General features: G+C 60.5%; 12 protein-coding genes and 1 pseudogene. 8 read left to right on the forward strand and 5 right to left on the reverse strand.

The genetic code is table 11. The features are described 5' to 3' along the window. Both K0P33_RS08670 and K0P33_RS08675 read left to right on the forward strand, forming a co-directional pair. The gene (locus tag K0P33_RS08670) at positions 1-582 is read left to right on the forward strand and encodes a YceI family protein (RefSeq protein ID WP_242154853.1); all 582 of its coding nucleotides are present in this window, start codon (positions 1-3) and stop codon (positions 580-582) included. 1 nt (position 583) lies between these two features. Next, entirely contained in the window at positions 584-1,741 is a 1,158-nt protein-coding gene (locus K0P33_RS08675; protein WP_094953055.1) for a phosphatidylserine/phosphatidylglycerophosphate/cardiolipin synthase family protein, read from the forward strand. Positions 1,742-1,759: 18 nt separating this feature from the next. On the opposite strand, the gene K0P33_RS08680 is transcribed toward K0P33_RS08675, so the two are convergent. The 3 genes from K0P33_RS08680 to bglX form a co-directional block, all read right to left on the reverse strand. After that, positions 1,760-4,699, reverse strand: coding sequence for an autotransporter serine protease (locus K0P33_RS08680; RefSeq protein WP_242154855.1), 2,940 nt, complete (start codon positions 4,697-4,699; stop codon positions 1,760-1,762). A 283-nt stretch (positions 4,700-4,982) separates the two neighbouring features. After that, positions 4,983-8,036, reverse strand: a complete 3,054-nt coding sequence (locus tag K0P33_RS08685) for an autotransporter serine protease (protein WP_242154857.1) — start codon at positions 8,034-8,036, stop codon at positions 4,983-4,985. 164 nt (positions 8,037-8,200) lie between these two features. Then, complete coding sequence (bglX, locus tag K0P33_RS08690; protein ID WP_094953057.1) at positions 8,201-10,492, reverse strand: beta-glucosidase BglX; 2,292 nt, start codon at positions 10,490-10,492, stop codon at positions 8,201-8,203. Here bglX and K0P33_RS08695 point away from each other — a divergent pair. From K0P33_RS08695 to K0P33_RS08715, 5 genes are all read left to right on the forward strand, one after another. After that, positions 10,491-10,691 carry a hypothetical protein gene (locus K0P33_RS08695; protein ID WP_242154859.1) on the forward strand — a complete coding sequence of 67 codons (201 nt, stop codon included), beginning with the start codon at positions 10,491-10,493 and terminating at the stop codon, positions 10,689-10,691. The two genes, bglX and K0P33_RS08695, sit on opposite strands and share 2 nt — an antisense overlap. 43 nt (positions 10,692-10,734) lie before the next feature. Next, complete coding sequence (locus K0P33_RS08700) at positions 10,735-11,346, forward strand: LemA family protein (protein ID WP_094953058.1); 612 nt, start codon at positions 10,735-10,737, stop codon at positions 11,344-11,346. Between the two features lie 18 nt (positions 11,347-11,364). Further along, positions 11,365-12,096, forward strand: a complete 732-nt coding sequence (locus K0P33_RS08705; protein ID WP_242154861.1) for a YgcG family protein — start codon at positions 11,365-11,367, stop codon at positions 12,094-12,096. Positions 12,097-12,127: 31 nt separating this feature from the next. Continuing rightward, positions 12,128-12,745: a TPM domain-containing protein gene (locus K0P33_RS08710; protein WP_094953060.1), complete on the forward strand. Its 618-nt coding sequence runs from the start codon at positions 12,128-12,130 to the stop codon at positions 12,743-12,745. A gap of 246 nt (positions 12,746-12,991) precedes the next feature. Next, the gene (locus tag K0P33_RS08715) at positions 12,992-14,209 is read left to right on the forward strand and encodes an SAM-dependent methyltransferase (RefSeq protein ID WP_094953061.1); all 1,218 of its coding nucleotides are present in this window, start codon (positions 12,992-12,994) and stop codon (positions 14,207-14,209) included. Positions 14,210-14,344: 135 nt separating this feature from the next. Here the strand turns inward: K0P33_RS08715 and K0P33_RS08720 are convergent. Further along, positions 14,345-15,244, reverse strand: a pseudogene (locus K0P33_RS08720) (DMT family transporter). A gap of 356 nt (positions 15,245-15,600) precedes the next feature. Here K0P33_RS08720 and K0P33_RS08725 point away from each other — a divergent pair. Then, positions 15,601-16,908, forward strand: a complete 1,308-nt coding sequence (locus K0P33_RS08725) for an IS4 family transposase (RefSeq protein ID WP_242149530.1) — start codon at positions 15,601-15,603, stop codon at positions 16,906-16,908. Between the two features lie 981 nt (positions 16,909-17,889). Here the strand turns inward: K0P33_RS08725 and K0P33_RS08730 are convergent. Continuing rightward, positions 17,890-20,448, reverse strand: a complete 2,559-nt coding sequence (locus K0P33_RS08730; protein WP_242154863.1) for a TonB-dependent receptor — start codon at positions 20,446-20,448, stop codon at positions 17,890-17,892. Positions 20,449-20,547 lie beyond the last annotated feature (99 nt).

Here is a 20,547-nt window from a genome sequence, read left to right on the forward strand (position 1 = left end):
ATGTTCAACGTCAAACCCCTGGCCTTCACACTGCTGACTTGTGCCGCACTGCCCGCCCACGCCAACTGGTACCTGGATAACGAATCCTCACGCCTGTCGTTCGTCACCACCAAAAACACCGAGATCGCCGAAGTGCATCGTTTCCTGGTGTTGCACGGCAAGGTCGACAGTCAGGGCGCGGCGGAACTGCAAGTGGAGCTGGAGTCGATCAACAGCGGCATCCCGCTGCGCGATGAGCGCATGCGCAATGATCTGTTTCAGATCAAGACTTTCCCCGAAGCGCTGATCAGCGCGCAGATCAATCTGCAGCCCATCAACGACCTGGCCCCCGGCGCGCAGTTGGAGTTGCGCCTGCCATTGAGCGTCACCCTGCACGGCAAGACCCAAACCTACAGCGCCGAGCTGTTGGCCACGCGCCTGGATGACCGGCGCTTTCAGGTGGTGACCCTGGAGCCGGTGGTGTTGCATGCCGAGGATTTCGAGCTGGCGCCGGGCGTGGCGATGCTGCGCAAGGCGGCGGGGCTCAAGTCGATCAGTTTGTCGGTGCCGGTGGGTGCGGTACTGATCTTTACGGCGCGCTGACGTGGGCGGCGCAGTGTTCCCGTGGCGCAGCGCCAACCGTTTCGAGTTGTTGATCGACGGGCCGAGCTTTTTCCCGCAGATGCTGGTGGGCATTGCCCGCGCTGAGCAGCAAGTCGACTTGGAGTTGTACCTGGTGGAAGCCGGAGCCTGTGCCGATGCCATGGTTCAGGCGTTGGTGCTGGCGGCCGAGCGCGGTGTGCGGGTGAGCTGTTTGTTTGATGATTACGGCAGCCTGGCCTTTACCTTGGGCTTGCGTAAGCGCCTGACCGACGCGGGCGTGCAGCTGCGTTTCTACAATCGCCTGAGCTGGCGGCGTTGGATGCGCAATCTGTACCGCGACCACCGCAAGCTGTTGCTGATTGACCAGAGCATCGCCGTGGTGGGCGGAACCGGCGTGACCGATGAATTCTGGACACCGGGGCAAGACACCGCCGAGTGGCATGAAGTGATGGTGCAAATCAGCGGGCCGCTGGTGCTCGACTGGCAGGCGCTGTTCGACCGCCAATGGCACGCCAATGCGGCGCGGCGGGAGTGGAAGCCCGCCACCCATTTCGGTTTGTCGCGCTTGCCCAAGGTGCCGGCGACCGGGCCGGGCCTGGGGCGCGTCGCGTATGCCGATGCCCGTCAGCACCGCGATATTTTGCAGTCGCTGATCCGCGCGTTGAACAGCAGCCAGCAGCGTATCTGGCTGGCCACGCCGTATTTTCTGCCGACCTGGAGCGTACGGCGTGCCTTGCGCCGCGCGGCTGGGCGTGGGGTCGATGTGCGTTTGCTGCTCACCGGCCCGCGCACCGATCACCCCTCCGTGCGTTACGCCGGGCACCGTTATTACCCGCGTTTGCTGCGGGCGGGCGTGCAGATTTTTGAGTACCAGCCGTGTTTCCTGCACCTGAAAATGGTGTTGGTGGATGACTGGGTGAGCATCGGCTCGTGCAATTTCGACCACTGGAATTTGCGCTTCAACCTGGAAGCCAACCTGGAAGCGTTGGACCCAGCGTTAACGCTGGCCGTGGCCGGCAGTTTCGAGCGCGATTTTACCCAGAGCCAGGCGGTGAGCCTGCAGGCGTGGAAGTCGCGGCCGTTGTGGCGGCGGGTGAAGCAGCGGGTGTGGGGATGGATTGATCGGTTGGTGGTAAATCTGTTGGATCGGCGGGGGTAGGGCACCCCCGCCTTTTGTTCAAAACTGCAGAGAATACTGCGCCGTGATGCTTTGGTCCCGCGTGCGTTCACCGCGTTGTTGGCTGAAACCGAAGTCCAACGTGCTGTCGCGTGTCAGGCGTGCGGTGGCGCCCAGTTCCAGGCGGGTGCTGAGGCGATCCAACGGTGCGCCGCTGACACTCATCACCCGCCCGCCGTCCCAAGCTGCCTGAGTGGTGGGTTGCAGGTCGCCGCTGGCATGGGTGTAGGCCAGGCCACCGCGCAGGCTCAGCCATGACGGGCCGATCTGCGCCTTGCCCAGGTCTATGTTGACACGCACGCCACCGGTGGTCAGGTTGACGTTTTCTTTCGAGCGTTTGCCCTTCAGTGCGGCCATGCCGCCGCGTTCTTTGAAGCCTTCGCTGCGCTGTTGCACATTGGCCAGTTGCAGGTACGGCTGCCAGTCCCAGAAGTCATGGCTGAACGTGTAGTTGGCCTCGGCAAATGTCTGCACGGTGCGGCTGGCGTACTTGGCGCTCAGGCGGTTCTCTACGCCAGGGAAGCTGACGCGGCGTTTTGTCTCGATTTCATGTTGTGCATACGCGATGCCGCCGTAGAGACCAAAAGCGTCCCAGTTGTGGCCCGCGTGCAGGCCCAGTTGATAGGTGTCGACACTCGCCTTGCCACGCGCTCCGGTCTTCACCTCGGTTTGACTGCTGCCGGCAACTACACCCAGGCGTGTGCCTTGTTCCAGTGTGTGATCGAACCCAAGCAGCAGGCCCGTGCTGTTGTGGGAAGTGCGTGCGGTGTTGCTGTCGCCTGCGAGCTGGCCGGACTGGCGCGGCAGTTGCACCCAGACGCCTTGGTTCAGCGTCTTGGGCTGATTGCCGCGATTGCCTTGCGCGCTAAGCTGGCGGTCGAATGCCGCCTGACGCAACACGCGGCTGTTCTCGATCAGCACCGCCTGGGTGCTGGCATGCAATTCGCCGCTCAGTTGGTCGAGTGCCGAAGGTGCCTGCTCGGGAAACAGCGCGGTCAGGCGTTGCAGCAGCGGCGAAGGCTGAGCCTCAGTATCCGCAGCATTGGCGACGGCGCGCTGGTTGGCGGTTTCCGCCGCCGATGCCAGTGACCGACCACGCCCGAACTCCACCAGCAAGGCGTTGCCTTGTTTGACCTGGGAAACGCTGAGGAAGGGCGAGAACTCGCGGCGGTCAATCGAAGTGAATTCGCCAGTCAACGCACCTTGGGCCTGGAGGATGCTGTAACGCTGGCCCAGGTAATAGTTGTTGGGTTGTGCGCTCAGGTACAGCGAGCCGCCGTTGATAGATGCCTGGTTTTGCACCTGCAATTTGGCCGGCGCTGCCGGGCTGGCCAACCCGGTCATCAGGGTTGAACCGGCGGCTTGTGTGTAGTCGCCCGCGACGGCCAGCGCACCGTTCAGGCGCAGAACGCCGCCGTCGATGTTGACGTCGCCCTTGAGCTGGTTGGTGCCGTCCAGCTCCAGAATACCTTCCTTGAGCGTGGCGCCGGCGAAGCTGTTATTGCCGCTGAGGCGCAGCCAGCCGATGCCGGTTTTTTCCAGGCGGCCGGGGCCGCTGATGTCATTGCGCCAATCGTCCCAGGCACCGCCTTGCCAGACGATGGCGCCGCCGGCAGGGCGGTCCATGTTGACGCTGGTATCGACCCGTAACTGGCCGGGGCCGTCGATGGCTTTTTTCAGGTTCATCAGGCCCCAGCCGTAGACGTTGTCCACGCCCGGTTCGCCGAGGTCGGTGGCGGTGGTCAGCAACACGTCGCGGATTTGCGGGTTGTCGAGGTAGGGGAAGCGTTGCATCAGCAGGGCCAGGCCACCCGTGACGTGGGGGGCGGCGATGGAGGTGCCTGAGGCTGTGATATAACCGAAGGTGGGATTATCGCCAGTCACTTTGAAACCGTCGACGTCGTCGTCGGTGTCATAGTGAATTTCGGTGTTGACGGAACCTGTGACCCAAGCTGAGGTGATATCGGTTCCGGGCGCCGCGAGGCACCAGTCTTTGCTGAAGCCGCAGCGGTAGGATCCTCTATTCAAGGTCAACTCTTGATTAAGGTTTACCACGGTCAGCCAATAGGGTTCCAGTTCCTTGAATTCCCGTGGCAGGCTCGAATGAAGTCCGGCAAACGGTGCTGTTTGCGGGGAGACGTAGGCTGTCGTTGAATTACCCGCTCCCCATACTTGCAGCATGCCGTATTTGATCGCGCTGTCCGCTATGGCTTTGGGCTCTAGATATGAGCCGGTATGGACTTGGCTTAATTCCCTGTCCAGTGCCGCTTCATCCTCAAAAGGCAATGAGGCTGCCCAACTATGATTGACGACTCGCACATTTTGCTCGTGCAGAAGGGCATAGGTGATGTTGACTGCCTCCGGTGTCACAAAGCGTTCAAGCGTTTTTACGCCAGGGCCCCCAAGATAGGTATTACTGAATCTGCGCACCGCACTCATGTTGGCGCCGTAGGCCACACCCTGAACACGGGAGCCATCACGATTGGCGAGTATCGTGCCAGCAACAAAGGTGCCATGCGGCTCGTATCGAGTGCCCATACTTTTGAGATAATTATCAACTTCCTCTCTGGTGAAGTGACCATCGCCAATGGCTTCCTCCAGGCCGAGCAATGCTTCAGGAGACAGTGATTCGACAACATTCACTTGGGAGCGATCACCCTCGCTGAAGAAGCAGCCATCGGCCAGCACCGTGTCACTCATGCAACCGGGATCTGCCAGGCGCACACCGGAATGTGGCTTGCCGGCGAACTCGCTATGGCGCAAGTCGACCCCAGAATCGTAAACCCCTACCTGCACTCCCGCGCCACTCAGGCCTCTGGCATAGGCGTAGTCAGCGCCTACCGCACCCAGCCCCCAGTCTTTCTTGAATTCTTCACTGCGCCAACTGGCCGCGTCGTGCAGTCGGCCCTGTTCGACATAGCTCGCGGCTTGAACGGGCAAGCTCGTCAGGCAGGCGAGTACCCAGAGGGCGATGGCATTTCGTTTGAACGATGATTGAATGGGGGCACTTTTAGCTGTCGGTAGGACATATTCCTGGGGTGACATAGTCGACACGCCTGCACATAAAATTTGGGCTGATAGGGTGTGCGAGTAGGCAGGGGGCAGATGTAGGACTTGTCTTAGCGGAAAGAGGGAAATGGAGCTTTTATCAGGTTAACTCGAACAAGTGTGCAGCGTTGGGTCGGCGGGGGTAGGGCACCCCCGCCTTTGCTCACAACAGTGCTTAAAACTGCAGAGAATACTGCGCCGTGATGCTTTGGTCCCGCGTGCGTTCACCGCGTTGTTGGCTGAAACCGAAGTCCAACGTGCTGTCGCGTGTCAGGCGTGCGGTGGCGCCCAGTTCCAGTCGGGTGCTGAGGCGATCCAACGGTGCGCCGCTGACACTCATCACCCGCCCGCCGTCCCAAGCTGCCTGAGTGGTGGGTTGCAGGTCGCCGCTGGCATGGGTGTAGGCCAGGCCACCGCGCAGGCTCAGCCATGACGGGCCGATCTGCGCCTTGCCCAGGTCTATGTTGACACGCACGCCACCGGTGGTCAGGTTGACGTTTTCTTTCGAGCGTTTGCCCTTCAGTGCGGCCATGCCGCCGCGTTCTTTGAAGCCTTCGCTGCGCTGTTGCACATTGGCCAGTTGCAGGTACGGCTGCCAGTCCCAGAAGTCATGGCTGAACGTGTAGTTGGCCTCGGCAAATGTCTGCACGGTGCGGCTGGCGTACTTGGCGCTCAGGCGGTTCTCTACGCCAGGGAAGCTGACGCGGCGTTTTGTCTCGATTTCATGTTGTGCATACGCGATGCCGCCGTAGAGACCAAAAGCGTCCCAGTTGTGGCCCGCGTGCAGGCCCAGTTGATAGGTGTCGACACTCGCCTTGCCACGCGCTCCGGTCTTCACCTCGGTTTGACTGCTGCCGGCAACTACACCCAGGCGTGTGCCTTGTTCCAGTGTGTGATCGAACCCAAGCAGCAGGCCCGTGCTGTTGTGGGAAGTGCGTGCGGTGTTGCTGTCGCCTGCGAGCTGGCCGGACTGGCGCGGCAGTTGCACCCAGACGCCTTGGTTCAGCGTCTTGGGCTGATTGCCGCGATTGCCTTGCGCGCTAAGCTGGCGGTCGAATGCCGCCTGACGCAACACGCGGCTGTTCTCGATCAGCACCGCCTGGGTGCTGGCATGCAATTCGCCGCTCAGTTGGTCGAGTGCCGAAGGTGCCTGCTCGGGAAACAGCGCGGTCAGGCGTTGCAGCAGCGGCGAAGGCTGAGCCTCAGTATCCGCAGCATTGGCGACGGCGCGCTGGTTGGCGGTTTCCGCCGCCGATGCCAGTGACCGACCACGCCCGAACTCCACCAGCAAGGCGTTGCCTTGTTTGACCTGGGAAACGCTGAGGAAGGGCGAGAACTCGCGGCGGTCAATCGAAGTGAATTCGCCAGTCAACGCACCTTGGGCCTGGAGGATGCTGTAACGCTGGCCCAGGTAATAGTTGTTGGGTTGTGCGCTCAGGTACAGCGAGCCGCCGTTGATAGATGCCTGGTTTTGCACCTGCAATTTGGCCGGCGCTGCCGGGCTGGCCAACCCGGTCATCAGGGTTGAACCGGCGGCTTGTGTGTAGTCGCCCGCGACGGCCAGCGCACCGTTCAGGCGCAGAACGCCGCCGTCGATGTTGACGTCGCCCTTGAGCTGGTTGGTGCCGTCCAGCTCCAGAATACCTTCCTTGAGCGTGGCGCCGGCGAAGCTGTTATTGCCGCTGAGGCGCAGCCAGCCGATGCCGGTTTTTTCCAGGCGGCCGGGGCCGCTGATGTCATTGCGCCAATCGTCCCAGGCACCGCCTTGCCAGACGATGGCGCCGCCGGCAGGGCGGTCCATGTTGACGCTGGTATCGACCCGTAACTGGCCGGGGCCGTCGATGGCTTTTTTCAGGTTCATCAGGCCCCAGCCGTAGACGTTGTCCACGCCCGGTTCGCCGAGGTCGGTGGCGGTGGTCAGCAACACGTCGCGGATTTGCGGGTTGTCGAGGTAGGGGAAGCGTTGCATCAGCAGGGCCAACCCGCCGGTGACGTGGGGAGCGGCCATGGAACTGCCGGAACTTAGCATATAGCCTAACTCGGGTTTATCACCGGTCACTGCGAAACCATTGACACCATCGTCCTGGTCAAGGTGGTTTTCGGTTTGTATGGAACCTGCAACCCAGGATGAGTTGATATCCGTTCCGGGCGCGGCCAGGCACCAGTCTTTGCTGAAGCCGCAGCGCTTGGAATAGTCGCCCAAGGTCAGCTCTTTACTTAAGTTGACGACGGTCAACCAATAGGGCTCCAGCTCTGCAATGGCACGTGGCAGGCTGGGATGAAGCCCGGCGTTTAGCGCTGTTTGAGGGGATTCGTTGGCTGTGGTTACGTTGCCCGCTGACCATACTTGCAGCATCCCATACTTGATAGCGTTGTCTGCTATGGCCTTGAGTTCTGAATAAACGGAGGTTTCGGTTTCGCTTAATGCCAGGTCAAGCTCTGTTTCATTCGCAGGCGAAAATGCGCTCCCCCAACTGTTATTGACGACACGCACATTCTGACTGTGCAATTGGGCATAGGCGGTGTTTACCGCTGCATCTGTCGGAAGGGGCGCGCGCGAAATTGCTGTTATGGCAAGGGGGCCTCCCAGGTAGGTATTACCGTACTTGCGCACTGCACTCAAGTTAGCCGCGTAAGCCACACCCTGGACTCCGTAGCCATCACGATTGGCCAGTGCTGTGCCGGCAACGTGCGTGCCATGCGCGTCGTATGCAGTACCTACCACTCTGAGATATTCATCAAGTTGCTCACGGGTAAGGATGCCATCGGTAATAGCTTCTTCAAGGGCGGCCAATGCTTCAGGTGGCAATGAGTCGATAACGGTTACCGCCGCGCGATCACCTTCGGTGTAGAAGCAGCCGTTCTCCAGCACGGTCCCACTCATGCAGCCGGTATCAGCCATAAGCACGCCGATGGCTGGCTTTCCGGCGAACTCACTATGGCGCAGGTCTGTTCCAGAATCGTAAACCCCTAATCGTATCCCGGCGCCACTCAACCCCCGTGCATACGCGTAATCAGCACCGACTACGCCAAGGCCCCAATTACTCTTGAACTCGTCACTGCGCCAACTGGCCGCATCGTGCAATCGGCCTTGTTCAACATAGCTCGCGGCTTCAACAGGCATGCCCGACAGGCAGCCGAGCACAAAAAGGGCGATAGCATTTCGTTTGAACGATGATTGAGCGGGTGCCTTCTTGGCTGCCGCTTGGGCGTTTTTCGTGGGCGACATAGTCCACACACACCTGCAAAAAAATTGGGCTGATAGGGTGTGCGAGTGAGCAGGGGGAGTGATGTAGGATTAGGCTTGTATCGAGGAGTGAAAGTTAACTTTTACTGGCTACGGTGGGCCAGCGCGCAAGCCCCCTCTTCAAAAAAAGAGGGGGGCTGCAAGTGTTACAGCAACTCGAACGTCTGCTGCTGCACATCCTGGGAGTCCAGGCCGATCTGTACATTGAACTCGCCGGGTTCTGCGGCGAACTTGAGTTGGGTGTTGTAGAACTTCAAGTCTTCCTCGGTGATGGTGAAGTGCAGCGTGCGCTCCTCACCGGCCTTGAGCATGACCTTCTGGAAGTTCTTCAGCTCTTTGATCGGGCGGATCATCGAGCCGGCCACGTCCTGGATATACAACTGCACCACGGTTTCGCCCTCGACCTTGCCGGTGTTTTTCAGCGTGACGCTGGCGTCGAGCTTGCCGGTCTTGTTCAGGGTGGTGGACGACAGCGCCATGTCCGACAGGCTGAACGTGGTGTAGCTCAGGCCATAACCGAACGGGAACAGCGGCCCGGTGGTGTCATCGAAGTATTGCGAGGTGTAGTTACCCGGCTTGCCTGGGGTGAACGGCCGGCCGATGGTCAGGTGGTTGTAGTAGGTCGGAATCTGCCCTACCGAACGTGGGAAGGTGATCGGCAGCTTGCCCGACGGGTTGTAGTCACCAAACAGCACGTCGGCGATGGCGTTGCCACCTTCGGTGCCGGCGAACCAGGTTTCCAGGATCGCGTCGGCCTGTTGGTTCTCTTCAAGAATCGACAGCGGGCGGCCGTTCATCAGTACCAGCACCAGCGGTTTGCCGGTGGCTTTCAAGGCTTTGATCAGGTCGCGCTGGCTCTGCGGGATGTTCAGGTCGGTGCGGCTGGAGGACTCGTGGGACATGCCACGGGACTCGCCCACAGCCGCCACCACCACGTCGGCATCCTTGGCGGCCTTCACCGCTTCGTCGATCAGCACCTGCGGGGAGCGGGTGTCATCCACCACTTCCGGGGCATCGAAGTTGAGGAAGTTGAGGTAGTCGACCACGGCCTTGTCGTTGGTGATGTTGGCGCCACGCGCGTAGATCACTTTGCCTTTTTCGCCGATCACCGCGTTGAGACCATCGAGCAGGGTCACCGATTGTGCCGGTTTGCCGGCGGCGGCCCAGCTGCCCATCATGTCGATCGGCGCCTTGGCCAGCGGGCCGACCAGTGCGATGGTCGCGGATTTTTTCAGCGGCAGGGTGTTGTTCTGGTTTTTCAGCAGGACCAGGCTGCGGCGCGCGACATCCCGTGCGTCGGCACGGTGCAGGCGGCTCTCGGCATAGGTGTCGGCCGGGTCATCCTCGGCCTTGCCGATACGCAGGTACGGGTCTTTGAACAGGCCCATGTCGTACTTGGCGCCGAGCACTTCGCGTACGGCGTTGTCGATGTCGCTTTGCTCGATCTCGCCGGACTTGAGCAGCCCGGGCAATTCCTTGCCGTACAGCGAGTCGTTCATGCTCATGTCGATACCGGCCTTGATTGCAAGCTTAGCGGCTTCACGCCCGTCCTTGGCCACGCCGTGCTTGATCAGCTCGAATATCGCGCCGTGGTCACTCACGGCCAGGCCTTTAAAGCCCCAGTCCTTGCGCAACAGGTCGTTCATCAGCCAAGTGTTGGCGGTGGCGGGCACGCCGTTGATCGAGTTCAACGCCACCATCACGCCGCCGGCACCGGCCTTGATCGCCGCGTGGTAGGGCGGCAGGTAGTCCTGGTACATCTTGACCGGGCTCATGTCGACCACGTTGTAGTCGCGACCGCCTTCCACCGCGCCGTACAGGGCAAAGTGCTTGACGCTGGCCATGATGCTGTCGGCATTGGCCGCGCTTGTGCCCTGGAAGGCCTTGACCATCACTTCGGCAATGCGCGACGTCAGGTAGGTGTCTTCGCCGAAACCTTCGGAAGTACGCCCCCAGCGCGGGTCGCGGGAGATGTCGACCATCGGCGCAAAGGTGATGTCGAGGCTGTCGGCGGCGGCTTCTTGGGCGGCGATGCGCCCGGAGCGGCCGATGGCGTCCATGTCCCAGCTGGAGGCCAGGGCCAGGCTGATCGGGAAGATCGTACGGTGGCCGTGGATCACGTCGTAGGCGAAAAACATCGGGATCTTCAACCGGCTGCGCATGGCCGCGTCCTGCATCGGACGGTTTTCCGGGCGAGTGATCGAGTTGAAGGTGCCGCCGATACGGCCGGCGGCGATTTCCTTGCGGATCAGCTCGCGGGGCATTTCGGGGCCGATGCTGATCAGGCGCAATTGGCCGATCTTTTCATCCAGGGTCATCTGCTTGAGCAGGTCGCTGACGAAGGCGTCCTTGTCTTTAAGCGCAGCAGGCTTTGTTTCTGCCCAGACGGGGTGGGTGGCCAGAGTGGCAACAAGGCCGAGCAAACACAGCTTTTTCATGAATATCCTTTTTCGGCTCACTGCACAGCATCAAGAGAATGCCATCGGCCAAAATGTGGGGAGCGTCTATTGTTGTTCGGGTGTTGTTCAGATAAATGCAGCACACTCTGAACTCTTTTTCGCGCTGGGCATCTTTGTAGCTGATTGGCTCGACGCAATCCAGTGGTGGCGGATTATGCCCCAAGTGCGCGGTTTATAGGGTTAGTCGTCACATTCCATCTAGTTTGGGCAGGAGAAACACCATGCAAGCAGCACAAGGTTACCGCTGGGGCTTGAAAGCCGCGGCTTTGCTACTGATCAGCAGCGTACTGAGCGGTTGCGGCATCAACACCATTCCCACCCTGGATGAACAGGCCAAGGCGGCCTGGGGCCAGGTGCAGAACCAGTACCAACGGCGTGCCGACCTGATCCCCAACCTGGTGGAAGTGGTCAAGGGCTACGCGGCCCATGAGCAAGACACCCTCACCGCCGTGATTGAGGCGCGGGCCAAGGCCACCTCGATCCAAGTAGATGCCAGCACCCTCGACAACCCTGAGAAACTCAAGCAGTTCCAGCAAGCCCAGGACGGTTTGAGCGGCGCCCTCAGCCGCTTGATGGTGGTGTCTGAGCGTTATCCGGACCTGAAAGCCAACCAGAACTTCCTGGCCCTGCAATCGCAACTTGAAGGCACGGAAAACCGTATTGCCGTGGCCCGTCGCGATTTCATCCAGGCCGTGCAGGCGTACAACACTGAAATCCGCACCTTCCCTGGCCGCCTGTGGCACAGCGTGATGTACAGCGACTTGCCGATCCGCGCTACGTTTGAAGCCACCAGCGCTGATGCCGATAAAGCGCCGCAAGTGAAGTTCAAATAACGCTGCGTTGAGGTGTCGATGCGTTTATTACGGATAGGCCTGGCGCTGTGCTTGCTGGCGTGCGTCGGTGCGGCCCAGGCGGCGCTGACGTTCCCGGCCCTGACCGGGCGGGTGGTGGACAGCGCCCAGATGCTCGACCCGGCAACCCGGGCGCAAATAACCCAGCAGTTGCAGGCGTTGGAGCAAACGTCCGGCGACCAGCTCGTGGTGGTCACCGTGCCCGACCTGCAAGGCGTGCCGATTGAGGACTACGGTTACCAATTGGGCCGCCAGTGGGGCATCGGCCAGAAGGGCAAGGACAACGGCGCGCTGTTGATCGTCGCCCGTGATGAGCGAAAATTGCGCATCGAAGTCGGCTATGGCCTGGAAGGCGTGCTGACCGATGCGCAGTCCTGGGTGATCATCAATCAGGTGATCGCGCCTAAGTTCAAGGCTGGCAATTACAGCCAGGGCATCAGCGACGGCGTCACGGCGATGGTGCAGGTGGTGGGCGGCGAGCCGCTGGCGGTGCCAGCGCATGTGGCGGATGCGAATTTCGCCAAGGACAACCCAGGGTTGTCCATCGGCTTGTTCATCCTGCTGATCGGCGTGTTGTGGCTGTGCAATCGCCTGGGCCTGCCGGTTGGCGCTATCCTCTTGGCAATCCTCAGCAGCAGTGGGCGCGGCGGCGGTGGCGGGGGAGGCGGCGGTGGTGGCTTCAGAGGCGGCGGCGGTGGTTTTGGCGGTGGCGGGGCCTCAGGTGGCTGGTAATGACAATAACTAGAACAGAGCATCGACAACCATGGCATTACTGAGTGAACACGAGCAGCGCCAAGTCGCCGAAGCGATTGCCCGGGTCGAGAAAACCACCGACGCCGAACTGGTCACGGTGCTGGCGGCCCGCGCTGACGATTACGCTTACATCCCGCTGCTGTGGGCCAGCCTGATCGCCTTGGTGGTGCCCGGCGTGGTGCATTACTTGTCGGGCTACTTGACCATGTACACCTTGCTGTTGGCGCAGTGGGCGACGTTTATCGTGTTGTGCCTGGTGTTTCGTTTGCCCAAGGTCACCACCCGCTTGATCCCGCGTTCGGTGCGTCATTGGCGCGCGTCCAACCTGGCGCGCCGGCAGTTCCTGGAGCAGAACCTGCACCACACGGTGGGCGGGACGGGTGTGCTGATTTTTGTCAGCGAGGCGGAACGGTATGTGGAGATCCTGGTGGACGAGGGTATTTCCAAACGGCTGGATGACGAGAGCTGGGATGGCATCGTCAAGGCGTTTACCCAGCAGGTGAAACAGGGGCAGACGTTGGCGGGGTTTATTGCGTGTATCGAGGCCTGCGGCGAGTTGCTCAAGGTGCATGTGCCGGTGACGCAGGCGCGTAATGAGTTGCCCAACCGCCTGATCGTGCTGGAATAGCCCACACCCCTCAGAACCCATGCGGGAACTGCTTTTCTGTGGGAGTCGGGCTTGCCTGCAATGGCATCAACTCGGTTGGCCTGATGGACCGAGGTGCCAGCATCACAGGCAAGCCACCTCCCACAGAAAAGCAGCTCCCGCATTTGATTTGCGGCGGCTGAGCGACCGTTGATCAAATAACCCCGTGCCCTGAAGCACTATCCCCCCTAAAATGCCCGGCATTCCCAGCCCGAGGCGTTTTTGTTCATGTCCGTCACCGCTCAACCTGCCCGCCCTGCGCCGGATCATCACGCCCAGTTCATCGAACTGCTGAGCGCAAGCCTGGCGCAGCATGCGTTTATCAAGCTGGTGCTGGCCAAGTACGTCGGCGAGGAAGCCGAGCTGCAACGGCTGATCATCAAGCCGGTAACGGTCAAGGAGCAGGCGTGCCTGTCGTTCGTCTACCGCTACAAGACCCGCGACATCACCAAGAACTTGCCCCTGGCCGACGGCGTTGCGGCGATTGCCGAGCTGCTGCCCGCGTCGTTCAAGAACGCGCACTTGCTGTCGCTGACCGACGAAGCCCAGCTGGAATACAGCAAGAAGAACAAAAGCTCGTTGTTCAAAAGCAAGCCGCAGCAACTGCGTGAGGCGCCTTCCGCCGAGCACAACCGTGAGAAAAATCGCTTCCTCGACCTGAGCCGGCCGTTCCTCGCCGACCTGGGCGTGACCGACGCCAAGCAGGCGCTGATCCCGTCGATGTCGCGCAAGTGGAAGCAGATCAACAAGTTCATCGAAGTGTTCAGCCATGCGCTGACCTCGTCACCCTTGAAACTGGACCAACCCGTGCGGGTCGCCGATTTCGGTTCGGGCAAGGGCTACCTGACCTTCGCCATTCACGATTACCTGCGCAACACCCTCAAGGCTGAGGGCGAAGTGACCGGCGTGGAGCTGCGCGAAGACATGGTGACCCTGTGCAACACCGCTGCCGCGCGCCTGGAACACCCGGGGCTGGTGTTCAAGTGCGGTGATGTGCGCAGCGTGGCGCCGAGCGAGTTGGACGTGATGATCGCGCTGCATGCCTGCGACATCGCCACCGACTACGCGATCCACACCGGCATCCGTTCCGGCGCGTCGATCATCATGTGCTCGCCGTGCTGCCACAAACAGATTCGCCTGCAGATCCAGAGCCCGGTGCTGCTCAAGCCGATGCTGCAATACGGCCTGCACCTGGGCCAACAGGCGGAAATGGTCACCGACAGCCTGCGCGCGTTGTTCCTTGAGGCCTGCGGTTATGAGACCAAGGTGTTCGAGTTCATCTCGTTGGAACATACCAACAAGAACAAGATGATCCTCGCGGTCAAACGCAACGAGCCGGTGGACAATGCGCAGTTGCTGGAGAAAATCCAAGCGCTGAAGGCGTTCTACCACATCACCGAGCACTGCCTGGAAACCTTGCTGCGCGCGGATGGTTATTTGAGCTGAGCACAGCACCAAAAATGTGGGAGCTGGCTTGGGTGGGAGCTGGCTTGCCTGCGATGCAGGCAACTCGGTCTTTCAGGTAAACCGAGGTGATGCGATCGCGGGCAAGCCCAGCTCCCACACACGCCAGCTTTCACATTAGATAGTGCTTGGCTTGGGAGCCGGCGCAGGCTGCACCGCCGTCTTGCGCCCCAGCATCACCGTCACGATCACCCCACAGGCAAACACCCACGTAATCGGCTCGATATGTTCACCAAAGAACAACGCCGAAAACGCGATGGTGAAGAAAATCTGCAGCAGTTGAATCTGGCTGACCCGCGCAATTCCGCCCATGGCCAACCCGGCGTACCAGGCGAAGAACCCCAGGAACTGCGAGAACAGCGACACATACCCAAACGCCCACCAGGTGCGCATCGAAATCGCGCCTTGGTGCTGCGCCGCCAGGTACCACACCGGGCCGATCAGCACCGGTGTCGACAGCACCAGCGCCCAGCAGATCACTTGCCAGCCACCCATCTCCTTCGCCAACCGGCCACCTTCGGCATAGCCCAGGCCGCCCACGGCAATTGCGCCGAGCATCAGCAAATCACCCGCCTGAATACTGCCCGCGCCGGTGATCAAGGCGTAGCTCAACACCAACGCACTGCCCAGCGCCGCGCAGGCCCAGAAGGCTTTTGACGGCCGCTCGTGGGACAGCCACGCCGCATACAGCGCCACGCACAGCGGTTGCAAGCCGTTGACCAGCGCGCCATGGGAGGCCGGCAAGGTCTGCATGGCCCAGGCCGACAGCACCGGGAAACCGAGGATTACACCGGCGATGACCAGGCACAAACCGCGCACCTGGTGCTAGGTCGGCCAGCGCTCACGGCGCCACAGCAACAGCGCCGCCGCCGGAATCGCCGCGAACAAGGCGCGACCCAGGCCGTTGAGCAATGGGTGGATTTCCTGCACCACGATGCGGGTGAAGGGCAGGGTCAGGCTGAAGATGATGACACCCAGCAGGCCGAGGGCCATGCCGGTGTTTTCGCGCGAGCTCATGATGGGGACCGAAACGAGAGGGCTTCAAGGGAAGCCCATCTAGCCACAACCCCCGCCGATTGCGGGCCTACAGCTGGGTACGGATTTATCCGTACAGTTGAGGTCGTGTGGGAGCTGGCTTGCCTGCGATAGCCATGGGTATCTACGCAACTTTTTGTGTTGCTTTTAGCCTGTGATGGTTTAGGTAGATTGAGTACATATCCGTTGCTGCGGTAACGGCTGCTATTGGTTCCGCCCTTACGGCCATGCCTTTCAAGGTCTTGGTTTAAAACATAAACAAATACTTTAGTCAGGATGACGAAACGATGTGGGAAAAGGTTCTAGAACGGTTTGAAAAGCAGGCGCCGGCCAGTGTCATGACCAAGCTGGTATTGGAGCAGGCCGTACCTGCCGAGTGGGTTGACAAGGTGTTCAATGACCACCGACAACGCCAGTACTCCCGTGAGCTCTTGTTTTCAACCGTTGTAGAGCTGATGTCCCTTGTTTCATTGGGCTTGAGGCCATCACTGCACGCTGCAGCGCGTAAGATGGAGGGCCTTTCGGTGAGCGTTGCGGCGCTCTATGACAAGATCAATCGGACCGAACCCGAGGTGCTTCGAGCCCTCATCTCAGGCAGCGCAGAGCGTTTAGAACCAACCATCAAAACGCTCGGCCACTCATCGATACTACCCGGCTGGCAGTTGCGCATTGTCGATGGCAACCACCTACCGGCCACTGAAAAACGTTTAGGCCCTTTGCGCAGCGAGCGAGCTGCGGCTCGCCCAGGGTTTTCCGTAGTGGCCTACGATCCTGATCTGGATTTAGTCGTCGATCTTCAGCCTTGGGAAGACGCCCATGCCAGCGAGCGGGTCAGTGTTCTACCGCTGTTGGCCCGCGCAAGCGCGGGTCAACTATGGATGGCTGACCGACTTTATTGCACGCTGCCTGTCCTGCAAGCCTGCGAAAACACAGGGGCCTCGTTCATCGTTCGCCAACACAGCAAACATCCACGTGTGATCCAGGAAGGCGACTGGCAAGAGTCAGGGACCGTCGACACCGGAACCGTTCGCGAACAAACCATCGAAGTAAAAGGCGGTCGCCGCTGGCGACGCGTTGAGTTGAGCCTGCAAACGGCAAATGACTCAGGTGATTTGGTGATGTGGTTCTGGAGCAATTTGCCCGACACCATCAGCGCTCGACAAATAGCTGATTTATACCGCCGCCGCTGGAGTATTGAAGGGATGTTCCAACGCCTTGAATCGGTGCTCGACAGTGAGATTAAGAGCCTTGGTAGCCCTAAAGCCGCGCTGCTGGGCTTCGCCTCGGCGGTTCTGGCTTACAACGTTTTGTCGGTTCTCAAACGCAGTGTGGAACAGGCGCACCGCGAAACGCAGCCAGCGAGTTGGGAGGCTTCGATTTACCATTTGGCGGTGCACGTTCGCAGCGGTTATGAGGGAATGCAGATCGCATTACCGGCGGAAAACTTCCCTCTCGAAAAGACCTCGCAAGGGTTGGCAGAGCGGTTACTGGCCCTGGCGAGGTTGATCAAACCTAAGGCCGTCGCGAAAAGCCCGCGCGGCCCTAAAATCGCCAAACCCAAGGAGTGGCTGGAAGGTAAGGCCGCACGGGCTCATGTTTCAACAGCTCGGGTGCTTAAGGCTGCCAAGTCGGATAAACAGACTTAAACACTGCTTTAAACGAACTTTTAAACGCAGACCTTGAAAGGCATGGCCCTTACGGCGGGTCACTTTTGGAAAAGAGCCCCAAAAGTAACCAAAAGGGCTCTTGCCCCACCACTCGGTGCCTCGCCTAGGCTCGGCATGCCCTCACTCCGGCTTGAATCCGTGGGCCGCCGCCATGGGCCATCCTTGGCCCATGGCGGCTAACCCGGCGTCCTGCCGGGTTACCCACGGATTCAAGCCTGCGTTCGGCCATCGTGGTTAACGGGGCGCCTCAGATCAAGATCAAAAGCAAGAGCACGGCGGCCTAGTAGCCGACCTGAGTGGTAGAAGCAAAAGCAGGGCAAAAGCACAGCAGAAGCAGATCTGCTTTTCTGTGGGAGCTGGCTTGTCGGATCGCCGCACCGCTGCGATGCAGACACCTGGGTCCATCAGGTACACCGAGTTGATGCCATCGCAGGCAAGCCAGCTCCCACATTAGATTGAGTTCAGTTTCAGAGATCAGGTCGGCTGTCAGGCCGCCTTGGCTTCGCTTTTGATCTAACCACTCAGGTCGGCTACTAGGCCGCCGTGCTCTTGCTTTTGATCTTGATCTTAGGCGCCCCGTTAAACCACGCTGGCCGAACGCAGGCTTTGGAGCGGGGGTAAACCGGCAGGACGCCGGTTTAGCCGCGATGGGCCAAGGATGGCCCATGGCGGCGGCCCACGGTCCAAAGCCGGAGTGAGGGCACACCGAGCCTAAGCGAGGTGCCGAGTGGTGGGGCAAGAGCGTTTTGGTTACTTTTGCGCTCTTTCAAAAGTGACCCGCTGTAAGAGCGGAACCCATAGCAGCCGTTACCCAAATAACGGATATGTACCCAGCGCCCCCGCGACAACCAAAGAATTCAACCCATAAAAAGATGTGTAGATACCTATGCTGCGATAGCATCACCTCGAGATGCCTGATACACCGAGTCGCCTGTATCGCAGGCAAGCCAGCTCCCACAATCAGAAGAACCGCGTAACGCTGATCTTCGCATCACGGCCTTTGGTATAGGCGCGATCGCCGCTCAAGGCTGGGCGGAAGTTATTGTTGAACAGGTTGTCCACGGTGAAGTTCACTTCGGTGCCTTTCAGGTAGGCCTGTTGCGGCTTCCATTTGGCGAACAGGCCTTGGGTGTTGTAGGCCTTGTTGCCGTACTGGTCATAGAACAGATCGCCTAAGCTGCTGCCCGGTCCGCCGGAATATTTGTCGCTGGGCAAGCGGTCGGTGGCGCCGATGAACTGGCCCGTCCAGCCCACTTGGGCATCCCAGGCGGGAATGTTGGTGCCCAGTACCAGCACCCATTTGGTCGGTGGAATGTCGCGTGCTGCCACGTTCGGGCCCCAGGGGTTGGTGTAGGCGCCTTCGTGGTCACCTTTGGCGTAGGCGAACGACACCGAGCCAAACAGGTAGGTGGAGTTGTAGAACGATTCCAGCTCAACGCCCTTGATGGTCAGGCCGCCGATATTGCGGTAGTTGGGCATCGCACCCGATGGGCAAGCATTGGCAATCGTACCGCCGTTGATGGCCTGGTTCTGGCAGCCGACGCCGGTGGCCTTGAAGATTTCGTCTTCGACTTTGTTATGGAACAACGTGGTGCGTATTTGCAGGTTGTCGTCCTCGGCGATCAGGTTGTCGAAGCTGGTCACGCTGCCGACGCTGATCGAGGTGATGCGCTCGGGGTCGAGGTCGACGCTGGTGGCGGTGCGGCTGCCCAGGCCTTGCACTTCATATTGTTCATCAATGACCGGCGCGCGCCAGGTCTTGCTCCAGTTGGCGAACAGCCCCAGGTGCGGGGTGACGTTCCAGAACAGCGCCAGGCGCGGTGACCAACCGGTGTAGGTGCGGTCGCTGTAATCGTGGCCGACGGCCGGGTTCGGGTTGCTGTAGTAAGGCGCATCGTTGGCTTCGCCGCGGTTGCGCACATGGTCGTAGCGCAGGGACGGGCTGATGGTTACATCGCCCACGGTGACCGCATCCTGGACAAAGAAGCTATTGGTGTCGACTTTGCCGTGGGGCATGAATCCCGGCTGGAAATGCCCGTAGTTGTAGCGCGCGGTGTCGTAGGTTTTACCGGGTATCCACATCTCGGTTTCTCGCGCGTGTTTGCGGATCTGCCCGCCGACGGTGACTGCATGCTGCAAGGGGCCGGTGTCAAACAGGCTGACGTTGCGGATGTCGAGGTTCTTGTCGGTATAGGACGTGTCCATCTTGCGCCCGCCGGTGGCCAGTTGGAAAAACGCGCTGGCGTTGCGCTCGTCGGTCTGGTCGGTGTTGGACTGCGAATACTTGACGGTCAGGTCTACCAGCGGGTTGTCCAGCGGCTGGTATTCATACTTGCCCGACCAGGTGGTGTCGACGGTGTCGCGGTGGGCTAAAAAACGCGTCAACGCGCCTTCGTAGCCGTAGCGGTCGATCTGGGCCTGGGTCGGCGGCGCCGGGTAGCTGGCGGCGGAAAACGGTGTCCAGCGGTTGCTGTGGGAGCGCGAGTAGGACAGCCCGACACTGTGCTCATCGGTCAGGTGCGCGTTGACCTTGAACAATTTGCCGTCCACATCCTGGGCGCTGTTGGGCAGGCGCTGGGGGTTGATCGGGAACAGGTTGTCCTCGTTGGGCAGCTTAGCGGCCACCTTCATGTCGCCGCCGTCGCGTTGGGTCAGGTAGGCCAGCGCGTCAAAACGGCCGTCGTCGGTGCGGCCATACACGGCGCCGCTGTAGACCTGTTCGTGGTCGTTGCTGGAGTAACCGTACTTGAGCATCGCGCCGCTGTTGCGGCCGTCTTTGAGCAGATCCGGGGCGTCCTTGGTGGTCATGTTCACCGTGCCGCCGAAGCCGCCGTTGCCGGTGAACGGGGAGGTCGGGCCTTTTTCGACTTCGATGCTTTTGATCAGCTCGGGCTCGATAAACACGGTGCCTTGCTGGTAGCGCTCAAAGCCGCTTTTGGTGGCGCCGTCGACGGTCAGCGGCACGTCTTCGGCATCGCCGAAACCCCGGATGTTAATGGTCTGGCCGCCAGGTTTCAGCGAACCGCCCTGGCTCACGCCGGGCAAGGTCTGTAGCAAACTGGGGATGTTATTGGACTGGTACCGATCGATGTCGGCCTGGCTCAGGGTGGAGCGGTTGACGGTGGCGGAGTCGACCTCGTTACCGGTGCCGATCACGCTGAGGGCGTCCAATTGGATGGCGCCGCTGTGGGTGGTCTTGCCCTCGTCGGGGCGCACCACGTAGGTGGTGCCGACCTTGATCAGGGTGAACGCGCCGTTTTTCAGCAGGCTGCGAATCGCCACTTCCGGGGTGAACTCACCGTTGAGCGCCGGCGCCTGTACGTTCTTGAGCAGTGTTTCATCGAACAGCAGCTGGATTTTCGCCTGCTGCGCCACCTGGCTCAGGGACGTGGCCAGTGACTGGGCAGGCAGTTGCAGCTTGAGTGATTCAGCCTGGGCACTGAGGCTGAACGCCAGGCAGGTGGCAATCAGCGTCGGTCGAAGAAACAGGTGCGAAGCGTGGCAAGGCGCGCGAAACATGGAATCCCCCGGGGTGGCTAAATAGCCAAAAAGGTGTGCAGATCAAACACAGTCCGGAGGAAGACGGGGCAGGTTGAAAAAACCACACATGCGAATGCA

This window comes from Pseudomonas sp. ArH3a, assembly GCF_022648765.1.
In the GTDB taxonomy this organism is placed as follows: domain Bacteria; phylum Pseudomonadota; class Gammaproteobacteria; order Pseudomonadales; family Pseudomonadaceae; genus Aquipseudomonas.